The sequence below is a fragment of the Acinetobacter sp. 1125_18A genome, from assembly GCF_052824985.1.
Genome location: NZ_VTDG01000024.1, coordinates 14,481 through 30,675, shown reverse-complemented (window position 1 = coordinate 30,675; position 16,195 = coordinate 14,481). Strand labels below are relative to the sequence as shown.

Annotated in this window: 15 protein-coding genes and 4 tRNA genes; 1 reads left to right on the top strand and 18 read right to left on the bottom strand. The window is 40.0% G+C overall.

Going from position 1 to position 16,195, the window contains the following annotated elements:
* Positions 1-144: 144 nt before the first annotated feature.
* From FY049_RS21565 to FY049_RS21480, 18 genes are all read right to left on the bottom strand, one after another.
* A tRNA-Thr gene (locus FY049_RS21565) sits at positions 145-219 on the bottom strand.
* Between the two features lie 11 nt (positions 220-230).
* Positions 231-306: transfer RNA gene (locus FY049_RS21560), tRNA-Gly, on the bottom strand.
* 32 nt (positions 307-338) lie between these two features.
* Positions 339-422, bottom strand: a tRNA-Tyr gene (locus FY049_RS21555).
* 53 nt (positions 423-475) lie between these two features.
* Positions 476-551: transfer RNA gene (locus FY049_RS21550), tRNA-Thr, on the bottom strand.
* A 98-nt stretch (positions 552-649) separates the two neighbouring features.
* Positions 650-2,143: an anthranilate synthase component I gene (gene trpE, locus FY049_RS21545; protein WP_004718493.1), complete on the bottom strand. Its 1,494-nt coding sequence runs from the start codon at positions 2,141-2,143 to the stop codon at positions 650-652.
* 130 nt (positions 2,144-2,273) lie between these two features.
* The gene (locus FY049_RS21540) at positions 2,274-2,942 is read right to left on the bottom strand and encodes an HAD-IA family hydrolase (RefSeq protein ID WP_004718496.1); all 669 of its coding nucleotides are present in this window, start codon (positions 2,940-2,942) and stop codon (positions 2,274-2,276) included.
* A gap of 94 nt (positions 2,943-3,036) precedes the next feature.
* Positions 3,037-3,759, bottom strand: a complete 723-nt coding sequence (locus tag FY049_RS21535) for an FHA domain-containing protein (protein WP_446084358.1) — start codon at positions 3,757-3,759, stop codon at positions 3,037-3,039.
* 184 nt (positions 3,760-3,943) lie between these two features.
* Positions 3,944-6,187 carry a type II secretion system secretin GspD gene (gene gspD / locus FY049_RS21530; RefSeq protein WP_446084357.1) on the bottom strand — a complete coding sequence of 748 codons (2,244 nt, stop codon included), beginning with the start codon at positions 6,185-6,187 and terminating at the stop codon, positions 3,944-3,946.
* A gap of 41 nt (positions 6,188-6,228) precedes the next feature.
* Entirely contained in the window at positions 6,229-7,074 is an 846-nt protein-coding gene (locus FY049_RS21525; protein ID WP_004718502.1) for a type II secretion system protein N, read from the bottom strand.
* Positions 7,074-7,817, bottom strand: coding sequence for a type II secretion system protein N (gene gspN / locus FY049_RS21520; protein ID WP_004718504.1), 744 nt, complete (start codon positions 7,815-7,817; stop codon positions 7,074-7,076). Before gspN ends, FY049_RS21525 begins: the two co-directional genes overlap by 1 nt.
* Before the next feature lie 163 nt (positions 7,818-7,980).
* A complete protein-coding gene (locus FY049_RS21515) occupies positions 7,981-8,307 on the bottom strand; it encodes an H-NS histone family protein (protein ID WP_004718506.1) in 327 nt (108 codons plus the stop codon).
* A gap of 225 nt (positions 8,308-8,532) precedes the next feature.
* Complete coding sequence (locus tag FY049_RS21510) at positions 8,533-8,970, bottom strand: acyl-CoA thioesterase (protein ID WP_004718508.1); 438 nt, start codon at positions 8,968-8,970, stop codon at positions 8,533-8,535.
* A gap of 9 nt (positions 8,971-8,979) precedes the next feature.
* A complete protein-coding gene (locus tag FY049_RS21505; protein ID WP_446084356.1) occupies positions 8,980-10,173 on the bottom strand; it encodes a heme biosynthesis protein HemY in 1,194 nt (397 codons plus the stop codon).
* A gap of 4 nt (positions 10,174-10,177) precedes the next feature.
* Positions 10,178-11,008 (bottom strand): hypothetical protein, encoded by an 831-nt coding sequence (locus FY049_RS21500; RefSeq protein ID WP_446084355.1) that lies wholly within the window; start codon positions 11,006-11,008, stop codon positions 10,178-10,180.
* Entirely contained in the window at positions 11,005-11,787 is a 783-nt protein-coding gene (locus FY049_RS21495) for a uroporphyrinogen-III synthase (protein ID WP_446084354.1), read from the bottom strand. The genes FY049_RS21500 and FY049_RS21495 overlap by 4 nt, the downstream gene beginning before the upstream one ends.
* A gap of 13 nt (positions 11,788-11,800) precedes the next feature.
* Positions 11,801-12,724 (bottom strand): hydroxymethylbilane synthase, encoded by a 924-nt coding sequence (gene hemC, locus FY049_RS21490; RefSeq protein ID WP_016539115.1) that lies wholly within the window; start codon positions 12,722-12,724, stop codon positions 11,801-11,803.
* Between the two features lie 96 nt (positions 12,725-12,820).
* On the bottom strand, positions 12,821-13,558 hold the full coding sequence (locus tag FY049_RS21485) for a LytR/AlgR family response regulator transcription factor (protein ID WP_004818489.1): 738 nt from the start codon (positions 13,556-13,558) through the stop codon (positions 12,821-12,823).
* 49 nt (positions 13,559-13,607) lie between these two features.
* The gene (locus tag FY049_RS21480) at positions 13,608-14,768 is read right to left on the bottom strand and encodes a sensor histidine kinase (RefSeq protein ID WP_034617632.1); all 1,161 of its coding nucleotides are present in this window, start codon (positions 14,766-14,768) and stop codon (positions 13,608-13,610) included.
* Between FY049_RS21480 and argH the strand changes: the two genes are divergently transcribed.
* Positions 14,759-16,189: an argininosuccinate lyase gene (gene argH / locus FY049_RS21475; protein ID WP_446084353.1), complete on the top strand. Its 1,431-nt coding sequence runs from the start codon at positions 14,759-14,761 to the stop codon at positions 16,187-16,189. The two genes, FY049_RS21480 and argH, sit on opposite strands and share 10 nt — an antisense overlap.
* Positions 16,190-16,195 lie beyond the last annotated feature (6 nt).

The window sequence follows — 16,195 nt, the reverse complement described above, 5'->3', positions numbered from 1 at the left end:
TTGCTCTTCCTCGTTTATGTCGAACACGAGTTAAACAACTCAGCATCGACAATCGTCTAAAAAACTAGACACCTAATACTTGAAAAGCAGACTAATAAGCCTGCTTTTGAGAAACTGGTGTAGAATAATCTACCAAATTGTATCTGGAGCTCTTATCGAGATTTGAACTCGAGACCTCTCCCTTACCAAGGGAGTGCTCTACCACTGAGCTATAAGAGCATCATCTTCGATGGAGCGGGAGACGAGGGTCGAACTCGCGACATGTAGCTTGGAAGGCTACCGCTCTACCAACTGAGCTACTCCCGCTTAATGTTGGTAATTACCACTTATCGAAGTAATGGTGGTGAGAGAAGGATTCGAACCTTCGAAACTTTCGTGGCAGAGTTACAGTCTGCTCCCTTTGACCGCTCGGGAATCTCACCTTTACACTTACTTTCAGTGTCGTTCCTCAACATTATAACACAAAACCTTAAGATGGTGCCGGCACACGGATTCGAACTGTGGACCTACTGATTACAAGTCAGTTGCTCTACCAACTGAGCTATGCCGGCGTTTCTTAGTGTTTCGTACGTTTCGTATCGGAACGGTGTGCAGTTTAGCAAAACTCAGAATCCTTGCAAGTGTTTTTTGCAAAAAAAACCTCAAAAACTCATAAAATCAATCCGTTTGACGATAATTCAACCGCTTTGATCACTGCGCGAGCTTTTATTTGGGTTTCATTCCACTCTGATTCAGGATTTGAGTCGACAACCAAGCCTGCACCAGCCTGTACATAGACCTTATTTTCACGAATAACACAGGTTCTGATCGCAATCGACATGTCCATTTCGCCATGCCAGCCCAAATAACCCACTGCACCACCAAAAATTCCACGTTTTACCGGCTCAACTTCGTCAATAATTTCCATTGCACGAATCTTTGGGGCACCTGAAAGCGTGCCTGCTGGAAAAGTTGCCTTAAAAACATCCAAAGCATCGACATCATCCAACACTTCACCTTGTACATTGGAAACAATATGCATGACATGTGAATAACGTTCGATCACCATTTGATCAGTGACTTGCACTTTACCGATTTTCGAGACACGCCCCACATCATTACGGCCTAAATCAATCAGCATTAAATGTTCCGCAATCTCTTTTTCATCGGAAAGCAAATCTTTTTCAAGCGCCAAATCTTCTTCTTTGGTTTTTCCTCGCGGACGTGTACCTGCGAGCGGACGTACAGTCGCGATCCCATTTTCGAGTCGAGAAAGAATTTCCGGTGAAGACCCTACGATATGGAACGGCTTTTGATCTAAAAGGGTCTGCCCTTGCACCAAAAATAAATACGGTGATGGATTGAGATGTCGTAATGCGCGATAAACCTGTAAAGGCTCACCATCAAAATCCGACACCATACGATGCCCAGGAACAACCTGCATCACATCACCAGCACGGATGTATTCTTTAACTTTCTCAATTGACTCAAGGAATTTGTCATGCCCAGTCAGTGACTCAAAATGCGGAGCGGTATGTTTTTTAGCAACCAAGCTGATTGGCATAGCCAATAATGCCTCAATCTCATCCAGCTGTTGCTGAGCCTTGGCATAAGCCTCTGTATCATTAACATCTGCATGTACGATTAAAAACAAAGTATCTTTTAAGTTATCAAACACAATGACGGTTTTAGACAACATCATCCATAAGTCAGGCAGTCCAACGGGATCCGCCTCAGGCACATTCTTTAACCGTGGCTCAATATAACGTACTGCGTCATAGCCAAAGTAGCCCACCAAGCCGCCAGTAAAATTAGGTAGTGCGGGTAAATCTTGCTGGGTGGGTACTTTAAACTGCGCTTGAAAATCACGGATATATTGAAAGGGATCTGCACATGGCTGGGTATCTATCGAGCCATCTACCGATTTTATCGTGAGCTGTCCTGCATTACAGGAAAATACGATTGACTCACCCAGTCCAATAATTGAATATCTTGCCCAGTTTTCACCACCTTCGACAGATTCAAAAAGATAGGCTTGTTGATGCTGTTTTAAACGTGCAAATACAGACAATGGCGTATCTGTATCGGCTAAGCGTTGGCGGTATACAGGGATAAGGTTATAACCCGCTGATTTTAGTTGTTCAAATTGCGCTAAGGTTGTCATCAGGAATTCTCTCTATTTTCGATAATACTAAGTATGGATGTCTCTGCATTTCACTTAGTGACGCCATCGAAAAGTGCGTTTGCTATTCATTCCTCTTCCCTTTTTTCGCAACAATTTAAATATACCGGTGTTAAGCCAAAAGCTCTGTTAAATCATCCACCACTTGTTGTGGTTGACAGAGTTGAATATCTTCACCGTGATTATAACCATAGCTGACCACAATACAATCAACCTCTGCACGGCGTGCAGCCTCGACATCATTACTTGAATCGCCAATCATCAAGGTTTTGTCCGTTGATGACTGATAAGTTTCAACACAATACAACAATGGTTTTGGATGAGGTTTGCGCACTTCAAAACGATCACCACCTATTACATCGACAAAATAGTGATCCATTTGCAATTCTTCTAAGATTTTTCGAGCGGGCTGTTCTGGTTTATTGGTCACACAAATCAATTTCTTATTGTTTTCAATTCCCCATTCTAAAAATTCTAAAATTCCAGAGAATGGTTTGGTATCGACACAAGGTTCTGCATTGTAAATTTCCAAGAATGTATCCAAAAGCTGTTGATGCAGTACAGGATCCACCTCACCCTTTAAATACTTCAATGTACTTTCACAAAATAATGAGGTGCCTTTACCAATCCAAACCCGAACCTGTTGTTCAGTGACTTGGGGTAAGTTCAAACGCGCTAGACTTAAGTTCATGGCACGATATAAATCAAATGCTGAATCAACCAAGGTCCCATCCAAATCAAATAAAATCAGTTCGCGTTGGTCTAGCTTTGCCACATTCATGATTTACACCTAAATCGAGTTTTAATTTTTAAAAACGAAAATACAAAAAACAAAGGCATGCGATTGCATGCCTTGAGTGTAGCGCATTCGCAAATTATTTAAACAATAGCCATGCAATAATTGCCAAAATGATCAAAATCACCAGTGTTGCCAAACCTAACTTTGCATTTTTCTGGGTTTCGACATGTTCTTCTGCAACAAGTTCAGATGCTTTGACCTGCTCTACTTTTGGTTGTGTAGCCGCATGAATATCAACACCTTCTGGAATTGGTGCAGGTTTAGGGATTGCTACACCAGACGGCATACCTTCACGGTTGATTTGAACATTGCTATCACGCTCTGAAAGCTCAGGCATGCCCTGTTCATTCATCTGGTCTGCCACTGTACGTTCTACTGGGGCAGCTGGTTTAATTTCAGCAGTCGCCACAGCCTCTGCAGGTTGTTGAACCGGCGTTTCTGCTGGAGCTACAACGGGTTGAACTTCAACCTCAGGCGCTGCCTGTTCAGGTTGCAAAACAACAGGTTTCACGGGTGCAAGCACATTAAATTTAACACTGGCAAATTGAACAATATCACCATCCATCAACATTTTATCTTGATCGATACGGATATCATTCACAAAGGTACCATTGGATGACTTTAGATCTTGAACCCAAAGCGCATCTTCTTTTAATAAGAATGCAGCATGGCGACGTGAAATTTCCGCAGCTTGTAATAACAGGTCTGCATCTTGATGGCGTCCAACCAGCATATCACGGTCAATCGTGACTTCCTGCCCTTCTAACTCACCTGTAATTGCTTGTAATTTCCAAGTCATGATTATCTTCCCATTCTAATTCAAGTCTATCTTAGCATGACATTTCTACAGTGCTAAATCAGCGCAAAACCAAGCTTTATGTTGCCCACGCCACAACAGAACACACCACAATACTTTAATAAGCTATTTTAAATATCAAATAAAGCATGCGATTAGAAGCACTTGTTACGCGAAGCCCACAATGCTACTGCTTACGGATATCATTTGGTTCCTCTGCAACGGGTGTAGTCACCGCATTGCCTTGTACTGCACTTGTCTTGGCACCTGTAGGCACTTTTTGATACTGACTTGATGGTTGTGCTGTCGGTTGTGGTTGTACCAGCTTAGGCTGCGAACTTGGTGTGGAGCTAAACGGCAGTCGTTGCTGAAAAACATCATCAACATTGGCTGGGAGTTTGGCAAAATTACCATCTTTATCCATCGCCAATTGCAGACTATACAGTTGATCATAACGTTGTTGAGATACACGGCGTATATCTGCATTATCACCAATTATCGTTGGGTGGATAAACACCAATAAGTTACGTTTAGCATTCGATTTGCCTTCCGCTCTAAATAAACGGCCTAAGCCCGGGATATCACCCAAGAAGGGTATAGATTGGCGTGTATGAGCTGTATCATCTGAAATCAAGCCGCCTAAGACCACGGTTTGACCATGATCTGCAAGCACAGAGGTCTTGATAGAACGTTTACTGGTGACCAAATCCGTTGCCTGCCCTTTATTTTCAGCAACTGCAGAGACTTCTTGTTCTACCTCTAAACGAATCGAACCGCCCTCACCAATATGCGGAATTACCTTTAAGGTCACCCCCACATCCTTACGTTCAATTGAGGTATATGGATTGACAGTACCCCCTGTCCCAGTACTGACTGAGCCTGTAACAAATGGAACGTTTTGCCCAACGACAATATACGCTTCTTCATTATCCATTGTGACAATCGATGGCGTAGATAATAAATTTGACTTGGTGTTGGCTTTTAAAGCCTGAATCACTGCACCATATAATTTACGAGAACCATCAGCACCTTCTCTATAATCCCCTAAAATCAGAGATGTACCTGCACCAACAGCACTACCTAAACCAGCCGCCCCACCTGACAGATAGCCTGCTGCCAATTTAGATAAACTTGTACCCACATTTGAAAAATTGACGACACCCACACCACTACTTAGATCACCCATTGCCCATTGCACACCGAGTTGATCAGTATCATTACCCTCAACCTCAATAATCGTCGCTTCAATCAATACTTGTTGACGACGGACATCGAGCTGTTGGATCGCAGCTTCTATTTCTCGCATAAGTTGTGGCTCAGCTTTAACCACCAACGCATTTTGAGCACCATCTGCAATAATGCTCACACCATTGGCATTAAAACTGGTGATATTATTTTGATTATTGTTATTTGAGTTGCTGTTTAAATTAATTGCTGGTGTTGAAATACTGCTTCCAGTGCTTGAGCCGGTATTCGATGATGAATTGTTATTATTGTTAAAACTGTTGCTATTATTAGAACTACTATTAGAAGAATTATTTGAACTAGAATTGACTGCCTGACCAGTAACCAAACCTTGTAAAATTTCAGATAAATTCTTTGCACTGGCATATTTTAATTTAAAGACTTTAAGACCGCCTAAACGATCTGCAGAAGGCACATCCAACATTTCAATCATATTGCGGATACGTTTACGCGTACCTGTATCCCCTTTAATCAAAATACGGTTGGTCCGTGCATCAGCAATAATACGAACCCTTGCCCCAGCAAAGTCTTTCGATGCGCCTGTCGAACTCATGGCATCCAATTGCTTAATGATCTCTTCAGCCTGACTCTGTTGTAAAGGAACAGCTTCAATATCATTTTGCCCAGTACCATCTAAGTTGCGAATAATGGTTTCAAGTTGATAAATATTCGCTGCACGATCAGACACAATTAACGCATTGGTGCCTTGTATTGCCGCCAAATGCGCAAATTGTGGCATTAAAGGACGTAATGCTGGGATCAAATCATTGGGGTTGGTATTTTCCAACCAGATCACCCGTGTTACAACCTGATCACCACGTGCATTATTGCGTGGGTCATAAGGTACACCCGAGTTTTTTACATTACTGTCTGGTACCAAGCGAATGGTATTCCCCGATGGAATAGCCACCACACCATTGACATTCAGCACCCCTAAAAACAGGTCATAAACTTCATTTTTATTTAGAGGTTTATTTGAAATAACCGTGACATTGCCACGTACACGGGGATCGACTGCAAAATTTTTGCCCGTAATATCTGCAACTTCGTTGATAAAAGCCGTGAGATCAGCATCGCGTAAGTTAATTTTCCACGTCTGTGCATGTGCTGCTGTACTGACCGCAACCATCATTGGTGCCGCTGCAACTAAAGCCCAAAGTGGTCGATTGTGATTCAAAAAAGCCATAACTTATTATCTATCCTAATTTTATTTGTAGTCCTAGCCACTTACAAACTTTGCTGAATGGTCATCACCTGATCACCACGCTTAATTTCAATTTTTACTTTGCCATCACGCTTTGCTTGTTCTAGCAGCTGAACATCACTCTGTCCTTGACCTACTGATTGTCCATTGAGTGAAAGAATACGATCTCCAGATCTTAGTCCCAGTTTATTTCGGAGCGCTGCGGGGGTCTGATCTGTCACTTCATAGCCTTGACCGCCACTTGCGTTAACCCCCATGTTCTTTAGGTATTCGTCCCGATTTTCATTCATCCTTTCAATCGCCTGCCCTAAAGCATTTTGGCTTGAATTTTGTTGTGGCGATGGCACAGGATTACTTGCTGGCGGGCTGGTATTTTGATCTGTAGATTGCCCTGGCATAGGCTGATACAAACTATCCAGCCCGGTAAAACGTAACTCTTTACTGTTATTTCCATTTTGACTTAAAACAATATGATCCCAATATACTTCGGATAACTGATAACTGGTACCCTCAATTGGATCACCCACCGCATAACGATCCGCTGTTTCTTTGACTTTAATCACCGCTGAAGAGAAACGCGCAGGATAACTCACGACTACACCTTGCAAGACCATCGGAATACTGTCATCGGCAGTCGCACTAGAACCCACTTCCTCAAACAATGAAAAGCTTGAAATATTGGGCACTTGGATTTGTTGCGAACCTAGACTCACTTGCTCTGGTTGCATGACTTGAGGCGGTGCAACCACCCACCAAAAAATCGAAGCCAGTTTCCAGCACAATGCTAAAATTAAAAGAAATAAAACAACAGGCGCAAGGTGCTCTGTTTTTTTCCAAGAAATATTTTCAAAGCGTTCTTTTATATTCATTAGAAACCACCTTGAATGAGTGGTTGTCTAGAACTAATCACAAAAGTATCTAAACCAGCCTTTCCATCATAGGAAGGCACATTGAGTAACATGCGTTGGGTTAATTGCACATCTAACATCATGGTTGGATCTAAGCTGATATTGGCCATCTTCTGGCTACGTTGATCTTGTATATCCAAAATCAGTTTACCCGCCTCATCTTTAAGTTGTGCATTTAAAGACGGGATATTCATTTGATCTTGACGCTGTCCAAAAGTATAACCAAGCTCACCACCACCCCAATGCAATTGACCATCTACATCACTAAATCCAGTGTCTTTTTTAAAACGTAGGGTCATATCTGAAATTTGAATTGCATTCGCTGGCCATTGCCAATTTGCAATATTCTTTAAGGTTTCTGGTGCAATCTGACCTTGCATCTGATTAATAATTATTTTTTTACCAATACCATAGCCAACAACCCCGTTTAGCTGAGTTTGCCCACTATGCACTTCAACATTTGCACCCACACGTAATAAAATCAGATCCCACGGGCGTGTTCTCCACGAAACGGAACCACGTAAATTACCCTTGCGCCAATCTGCTTGCCCTTGCCAAATATTTCCACTGACATTTTGTAAGGTTTGATTGTTCTTATAAAATTTAGAAATCAGCCATGTTGCAGGGACTTGCAAAAGTACAAAAATTAAAAAAGCGACAACTCCAGTAATCCACCACGTGATCTGTTTTGATTTTTTATTCATTCATCTTTACCATCATTCATTTATTCTTCCATGCAAGATGATGCCCTCTTGTTTATACATTATGCATAATTTTTGCATAACGCCAATTCACTCGTATAAAAAAACCAAGCAGATTTGCTTGGTTCTTTGATTTTAAGGTCTTTGAATGACACTTAGATGAAGATTAGATCAAGAAATCTTCTAATTTTGCACCTTTTTCGATTTCTGCAACCAACCAACGTGGTTGTTTACCGCGTCCAGTCCAAGTTTCAGAAGTATCTTTTTTATTGCGGTAACGCGGCTCAACAGCTTTACGCGTTGTCTTTTTACGCTTTTGCGCACCGTATTCAATAAACTGTTCTAAAGTTAAACCAGCAGATTGCGCAATTTCAATAATTTTATTATAGGCATCTTCAACTGCTTGGTCTTTTTTACTTTCAATTAAAGCTTCTGCTTCAGCTGTTAACTTTCTTAACTCTTCAACCGATAAATTACTAATATCAGGCATCATTAACTCTCCACGTAAATTTCTTAATACTTATTTAAAATAACTTCATAGCAATAGTATTTTCATTTATTCCAATAAGCAATACATATATTCCCCAATAAACACATAAAACAACAAAAAGATTATTATAATTACCTCAAAGCGCTTATTTTTAACATCAAAATAAAGCGAATGCAAAAGAATATGCTGTCTTATGTTTTAAATATAATGATGATAACTGAGGCATTTTTATGTATTTGCCAAATCATTATGCACTGTAGCTTCTAAATCAATTATAACTTTTCGCAACTGTTGAGGAATTAATGCTTTTTTCATCGCTACTTTATCGACAAAAACAATAACTGCTTCTCCGTCCGCCACAATCTGCTGTTGTTGCTGACTGAATAATACATAATGCATGCGTATAGCACTATTTCTCATTTCTTCTACCCGCGCACCAATATGTAGCACATCTGGGTAAAATACAGGTTTTAAATATTTGCATTGACTTGAAGCAACAACAGTTAAAACATCTTGGTCAAATACATTTAAACGATCAAAATATTCAATACGTGCACTTTCAATATAACGATAATACATCACATTATTTACATGACCAAAAGCGTCCATATCGCCCCATGCAACCTTTTGCTCATAAACGATCGGGAATTGTGTCAGTGGGTTCATGCTAGGTTCTCAAATTTTAAATTGAATATAATTGCTATCTTTTTCAAAAATTGAATTCAATTGTTGAATTAATTCATCATTTCCATTTAAAGTGGACTTGATTCTTAAATAATTCATTAGAATATCATTTGGATATAATGACAGAAGTTGATCTGCTTCATATTCCCGCTGTGTTGCAATATATATATGCCATTTAGCAAAGCAAAAAACAGGAATGTTCATATATTTAGATTCAAGATTTATAATCTGTTGCTCTAAATACTCATAATCTGGATTCTGTCTAAGCAACTGTTGCTGGAACCACAAATGGAATACATCTTGGTCAAACTTTTCATTAAGTATTTGAATCACCAGCTGCTGTTGTTGCTGAGCAAGTTCAGGTAAGCGGGTAATAATTTTTAGCCAAAGCACTTTTGTCTCATAAGGCATTTGATCGAGTTGCGATTCTATCTCTAAAAATTTTTGCTGTAATAGTTCAGTATCTTCAAAACTTGCTTGGTCATAACAACCTAAAAGCTGTATTAACCACTGCTGTTTAGTCGCCGTTTCTAATTGTCCAAATTGAGTTGAGTGTAAATATTGCCATGGATATTGCAGGGCAAATTGTCCCCATAATTTTTGCACGGACAATTTATAACTTTCTGAAAGCTGATTCAGCCACGGCGAAAGCTCGTGTCCATTTAAAAACTCTAAATGGGTCAGCGCTTGTTGACTGTCCTGTTGGGCCAAATAAATTTCGATACGTAAAATTTCCGCCAATTCAAAAGCGGATGGAGAGCTGTGTTCTAAAGCATTTAATGCTTCTGAATAATGCAGTTGTTTGAGTAATAAACGGGATTGCACAATCGGCTTTAATAAACCAGATTGATCAAAAATCGTTTGAATCACCTGCTCTTGTTCATCTTCACCATCTAATAACCACAATACACCAAACTGTTCAAATGGGTGCAACGTGTTAAAACTCAGTACTTGTTCTAATTTTCTTTTTTCTCGGCGAATATAACAATTGAGGAAATACCATGCCACATGCATCAAAAAACTGATGCCAACGCCAGCAAATGTTAACAACCATAAATTGGTTTGAACTTGAATATTGTGCCAGAGCACATAGACATAACCTGACCCTGCGGTATAACTCAATACACTCAGTACAGCCAGAATAATCAGGCTAATAAAGGCATAGATCAGAAAAATATGTTTCATCGATCTACCCCAAAACAGCCAAGCTATTCAGCTTAGGAATCGGCGGCTGCGATGTTTGCTTCATTTTTAATATTTTTTGCTTAATCTTCTGACTAGCAGCATCGGGTAATATATCCAATTGTTGAATCATTTGATTCAGCATCTCTTGGTATTCAGCAGTTTGCCCTTTAACTAATAATTGTTGTGCCAGTAATAATCTTAATTGGACTTCTTTTAAAATAAATTTACGGTTTGCCAATGCTGGAGTATTTGTTTCAACAATATCGACTTGAAACCATTTTTCCCAAAAGTATTGCGACTGATCTTGATCTGGTTTCAGTTGATTATTTTTCAACTCGGTGATGAGTGCTTGATCAACTTGTTTAAGTAAAGCCTCTAGTTGATCTCGCTGGGCATTTCGTTCAATCACAAAGTGTTGAATACTCTGTATATCTTGCGCAATGGTTTGATGTAGGCTTTGTTTTACTGCATCTGCCAACGCATACTGATCTAAAGATTGATTTAACTGAGTAAGATGCTCAATTGCATACACAAACTGTTGTTGTTGCATAGCAAATTGCACCAACTCTAGTTGCTGTTTAACCACTACACTAGGATGAATACCAGCAATAGGCGTTTGAATCGAAGCGGTTTTCTTTGCCACCTCTTGAGTCGGTTCATCTGTTTGTCGTTTTACTGCCACCAATTGATCATTCAAACTGGCATTCTTTTGTTCACTTTTATGCAGCGTTTGTTGAATATCATTGAACTGTTGTGAAACATGATAGAAGTTATAACTCAACTTAATGAGCCATCCTAAAGCGATCAACAATAAGACATAAATAAACTTCTTCATAACTTCCTTTGCAACTGCACTATGGTTTGTAGAATGGTTTCTGGCGCTAAATTTGAAATTTGAGTGCTATTCAAACAGGTCTGAGCTGCATTTTTACCATGTCTTAATAATTGATACAAACGCTCACCTAAAACTAAATAATGACAAGCACTCACGATCTCTTGATGATCTCGGGTCAAAGCCAGCCAATTGTGCCAACTGGCTTCACTGCTGATACAACTCCAATAGGGCTTTTCAAATTGCTCAATCTTGGTCACAAAATCTAAAAATTGTGCCTGAGTTTGTTGAGGAAATGCGCGGTCATATAGAACAAAGTTTAAAACATCAATATGACGCGCTTGGCATTGTTGCATCATAAATTGACGCCCACCTTCACCACGCCAAAACGCAATTCTCTTGAGCTCTTTTACCTGATTAAACAGCGGTAAGCTTAGCATGCCTTCGGATGTTTCCACCGCAGGAACATGGCTTTCTACCCCATAATCTAAGAGTCGTTGCGCAGTTTTTTTACCTACAGCAATCCACTGAATATGCTGGATCTGTGCAAGCGATAGACCCGATTGCTGAAGATATTGCATACCAATCTGCACAGCTGTAGGACTGACCACAACAATAATTTGAGTCGATAACAGCTGTAAATAAAGTTGTTGTAATGTGTTGTTATATGGACGTGGTGTTAATGCCAATAATGGCAGATCAACCACGTCAAAACCTGACTGGCGCAGACATTGGGTTAACGGCTGAGCCCGATCGATGGGACGCATATTAATAAATAGCATTGAAGCCTAAAAACTAAGCTTGATAAAGTGCTTTGAGTATTTCTCCAGCACCTTGTTGAAGTAGCTTTTGTGCAAGTTGCACACCTAACTGCTCTGCTTGATCTGGTGTGCCACTGACTTGGCTACATAATAGCGTTTGGCCGTCCGCACTCCCTACACGCCCTTCCAAAGACAATGTTTGATCCTTCAATGTGGCAAAACCTGCGATAGGCACTTGGCAGCCACCTTCTAGATAAGCATTAAAAGCACGTTCAGCACGGACACAGGCATTGGTTTCAACATGCATTAAAGGCATGATTAAATCCAAAATCTCTTGATCAGCTGAGCGGCACTCTAAACCCAATGCGCCTTGACCTACCGCAGGTAAGCTAATTTCTGCTGGCAGCGTATGACGAATACGATCTGAGAGTTCTAAGCGTTTTAAGCCTGCACTGGCAAGGATGATGGCATCATATTGACCTGCATCCAGCTTAGATAAGCGTGTTCCAACATTGCCACGTAAATCAATCACATTTAAATCAGGGCGCTGTTTTAAAATCTGACATTTACGGCGTAAGCTCGATGTGCCAAGTGTTGCGCCTTGTGGTAAATCATCAAACTTTGCATAATGGTTAGAAACAAAAGCATCAAAAGGGTCTTCACGCTCACAAATGACCGCAAGCTCCAAACCTTCTGGTAATTGCATTGGCACATCTTTCATGGAATGAACGGCTAAATCTGCACGACCATCCATTAGAGCAGCTTCTAATTCTTTGACAAATAAGCCTTTACCACCAATTTTGGCCAAAGGTGTATCTAAAATTTTGTCACCTTGGGTTACAAAGGTAACCAATTCTACTTTTACATGCGCGTGTAATTGCTCTAAACGATCACGAATATGCTCAGCCTGCCACATTGCGAGCGGGCTCTGGCGAGTTGCTATTTTCAAGGTTTTCATCATTTCAGCTTTGCCAAACTTTTAAACACTCTAAACTTACTCTGCAATCGTAAAAATGCAAGTAAATTATCAAAATGATTTAAGCTTCCCATCAAACTATAAATTCTGCATCCGTTCGCGCAGTAACGGTAAGTGACGACGACTGACTGCCAAACGCTCGTCTAATTCGCGGCATCGTACCTGATACTGCCCAGAGGACACCATTTCCAACCCATCTAAATAATCTAGAGAAATTAAAGCATTACGATGAATACGAATAAATCGATCTGCGAACTCTGTTTCTAAATCTTTGAGCGTTTCATCAATAAGCACACTGCCATTTTTATGGCGTACAGTGACATATTTTTGATCTGCTAAAAAATAGTAAATATTTTCAACAGGAATTAGCTCCAAACCTCGATAGGTTTTTGCAGCAATTTGCTGTCTTTGCACTTTTTCTTCCATGAGTTCTTTTTTTTCTAAGTGAGTTAATTGAGCTTGAGTCAGTTTAGTGACACTCTCCAAAACCGTTTCCAAATCATCCTTGGCAATTGGTTTTAATAAATATCCTTTTGCTTGAGATTGAATGGCTTGCAAAGCATGTTCATCAAATGCCGTACAAAATACGATTGCTGGCGTCGGATTAAAATGTGCTAAATGCTGCGCACAGCTTAAACCATCCATTTCTGGCATTTGAATATCAAGCAACACTACATCTGGCTCGAACTGCTGAACCATTTCCAATGCCTGTTGACCATGTTGCGCTGTTGCAATAACCTGATGCCCAAGTTGCGACACCAATCGTGATAAGCGTTCCACTGCAAGCGGTTCATCATCACAAATCAGGATGTCCATTGCTCCTCCTTACCCAAATATATCGTCTTTATTTTAATGAATTTCCCAATCATCTATTTTTATACTGATATTGGATTACCATTGTAAATAACCCATTCCCTGCATAATTCCGAAAATAAACAGAATCGCCAAAATGTGCTTTTAGACGCTGTTTTACATTTTCTAAAGCAATTCCATGCCCTTCTCTTACTTTTATTCTATCTTGTAAAAATGGGTTGGTAATGACTATGTTGACTTGATTTTGCAATATTTCAACCAGTATGCCGATCTTGGCATCGATAATCTTTTGCTCAACCCCATGAAAAATACTGTTTTCAATTAAAGGTTGTAAGGTTAATAAGGGAATTTTGACCTGATCTAATAACAAGGGTTGTTGAATATTCCATTCCACATTTAAACGATCTCCCAAACGAATTTGCTCTATTGCAATATATTGTTGAGATAACTGTATTTCTTCTTTTAAGGTCACGAGCTTTAATTCTTGAAAACTGGCTCTAAACAATTTGGATAAATCTATCAGCATTTGTTCAGCTTTATCAGGATCAATCGCAATTAAACTCACCACGCTATTTAAACTATTAAATAAAAAATGTGGATGAATACGTGCTTGCATGGCCTGAATACGCGCATTCAATTCACTGTTTTGCTGCAATACTGCTTGTTCACGGATATACAAGTAGCGTAAACAAAATGCGCCCAGTAATACCCCATAGCTGACATGCAAAATAAGATTATGCGAAATGTCTTGGATGGAAATATTTTGTAAAGAAAAATGCGTCCCCCAATAATGAATAATATTTAGAACCAGTGTTGTACACAGCACAATCGCCTGTAAAAGGATAAAACTGAATATTGAAATAGATAAATAGGTATATTGCGAGAGCCTCTTTTCAAATACATCCTGAAAAGCTGCAAAGGCCAATAATATCCAATTAATATATAAAATATATTCTAAAACATGCCAAAGATTTAAATTGCCCCATGATTGTGCTTCGGCCAATGCCAATAAAAAAGCCAATACATTACTAGAGATAAATAATTCGAATAAATACTTGCGATGCCCCATTTTGCTAAAAAAATAAGACTGATAAAAACCGCGCCCAGATTTTATTGATGAATGATTGCGCTTTACTTCGGCAAGTGAGGCTGAATTTGTTATACTGCGTTTAGTTCTACTGCTTTTTTTCCTACTGAGCCGATATGACCACATCTTCTAATTCCTCTAATCCGTCACAAGCCCAAACTTCAGGCATGTGGGGCGGTCGTTTCTCTGAAGCTACTGATGCCTTTGTTGCTGAATTTACTGCATCAGTTCAATTTGACCAACGCTTTTATAAACAAGATATTGCTGGCTCGATCGCACATGCGACTATGTTAGCAAAAGTTGGTGTCCTTACAGAACAAGAACGTGATGACATTATCAATGGTTTAAACACAATTAAAGCTGAAATTGAAGCAGGTCAATTTGAATGGCGCATTGATTTAGAAGATGTGCACATGAATATCGAATCTCGTTTAACTCAGCGTATCGGGATTGCAGGTAAAAAATTGCATACCGGTCGTAGCCGTAATGACCAAGTTGCCACAGACATCCGTTTATATGTACGTGACGAAATTGATGCGATTTTGACTTTACTGGAAAAATTACAAAAAGGCATCTTGGGCTTAGCAGCGAACAATACTGACACCATCATGCCAGGCTTTACCCATTTACAGACTGCACAACCTGTGACTTTTGGTCATCATTTGATGGCGTGGTTTGAAATGTTGGTGCGTGACTCTGAGCGTTTAATCGACTGCCGTAAACGTGTCAACCGTATGCCTTTAGGTTCAGCTGCGCTTGCTGGAACAACATATCCTATTGATCGTGCTTATACTGCGGAATTGTTAAACTTTGAAGCCGTTGCTGAAAACTCTTTAGATGCGGTCTCTGATCGTGACTTTGCGATTGAATTCAATGCTGCTGCATCTTTAATCATGATGCATTTATCACGTATGTCAGAAGAAATGATTCTTTGGACCTCTGCACAATTTAAGTTTGTGAATATTCCTGACCGTTTCTGTACTGGCTCATCGATCATGCCACAAAAGAAAAACCCAGATGTTCCTGAACTGATTCGTGGTAAAACTGGCCGTGTCTATGGCGACTTAATGAGTCTGCTCACCCTCATGAAGGGTCAACCTTTGGCCTATAACAAAGACAACCAAGAAGACAAAGAGCCTTTGTTTGATGCGATTGATACAGTGCGTGGTTCATTGATGGCTTTTGCAGATATGATTCCTGCACTTGTACCAAATATTGAAATCATGCGTGAAGCGGCTTTACGTGGTTTCTCTACTGCAACAGACTTGGCTGATTACCTTGTAAAAAATGGCGTTGCTTTCCGTGATGCACATGAAATCGTAGGTAAAGCCGTGGCTTTAGGTTTGCAAGAATCGAAAGATCTTTCTGAATTAAGTCTTGAGCAATTACAACAATTCTCAGATTTAATTCAAGCAGATGTGTTTGAAAAAGCATTAACCCTTGAAGCATCTGTCAATGCGCGTAATCATATTGGTGGTACTGCGCCTGCACAGGTTGCTGCTGCAATTGAACGCGCTTATATCCGTTTAGAAAAACTTTATGCATAAGGAGTT

Bases quoted from the DNA above. Each gene is read 5' to 3' on its own strand.
- trpE (WP_004718493.1), bottom strand. From the start codon at position 2,143: ATGACAACCTTAGCGCAATTTGAACAACTAAAATCAGCGGGTTATAAC.
- FY049_RS21540 (WP_004718496.1), bottom strand. From the start codon at position 2,942: ATGAATGTGGCAAAGCTAGACCAACGCGAACTGATTTTATTTGATTTG.
- FY049_RS21535 (WP_446084358.1), bottom strand. From the start codon at position 3,759: ATGACTTGGAAATTACAAGCAATTACAGGTGAGTTAGAAGGGCAGGAA.
- gspD (WP_446084357.1), bottom strand. From the start codon at position 6,187: ATGGCTTTTTTGAATCACAATCGACCACTTTGGGCTTTAGTTGCAGCG.
- FY049_RS21525 (WP_004718502.1), bottom strand. From the start codon at position 7,074: ATGAATATAAAAGAACGCTTTGAAAATATTTCTTGGAAAAAAACAGAG.
- gspN (WP_004718504.1), bottom strand. From the start codon at position 7,817: ATGAATAAAAAATCAAAACAGATCACGTGGTGGATTACTGGAGTTGTC.
- FY049_RS21515 (WP_004718506.1), bottom strand. From the start codon at position 8,307: ATGATGCCTGATATTAGTAATTTATCGGTTGAAGAGTTAAGAAAGTTA.
- FY049_RS21510 (WP_004718508.1), bottom strand. From the start codon at position 8,970: ATGAACCCACTGACACAATTCCCGATCGTTTATGAGCAAAAGGTTGCA.
- FY049_RS21505 (WP_446084356.1), bottom strand. From the start codon at position 10,173: ATGAAACATATTTTTCTGATCTATGCCTTTATTAGCCTGATTATTCTG.
- FY049_RS21500 (WP_446084355.1), bottom strand. From the start codon at position 11,008: ATGAAGAAGTTTATTTATGTCTTATTGTTGATCGCTTTAGGATGGCTC.
- FY049_RS21495 (WP_446084354.1), bottom strand. From the start codon at position 11,787: ATGCTATTTATTAATATGCGTCCCATCGATCGGGCTCAGCCGTTAACC.
- hemC (WP_016539115.1), bottom strand. From the start codon at position 12,724: ATGAAAACCTTGAAAATAGCAACTCGCCAGAGCCCGCTCGCAATGTGG.
- FY049_RS21485 (WP_004818489.1), bottom strand. From the start codon at position 13,558: ATGGACATCCTGATTTGTGATGATGAACCGCTTGCAGTGGAACGCTTA.
- argH (WP_446084353.1), top strand. From the start codon at position 14,759: ATGACCACATCTTCTAATTCCTCTAATCCGTCACAAGCCCAAACTTCA.
- FY049_RS21480 (WP_034617632.1), bottom strand. From the start codon at position 14,768: ATGTGGTCATATCGGCTCAGTAGGAAAAAAAGCAGTAGAACTAAACGC.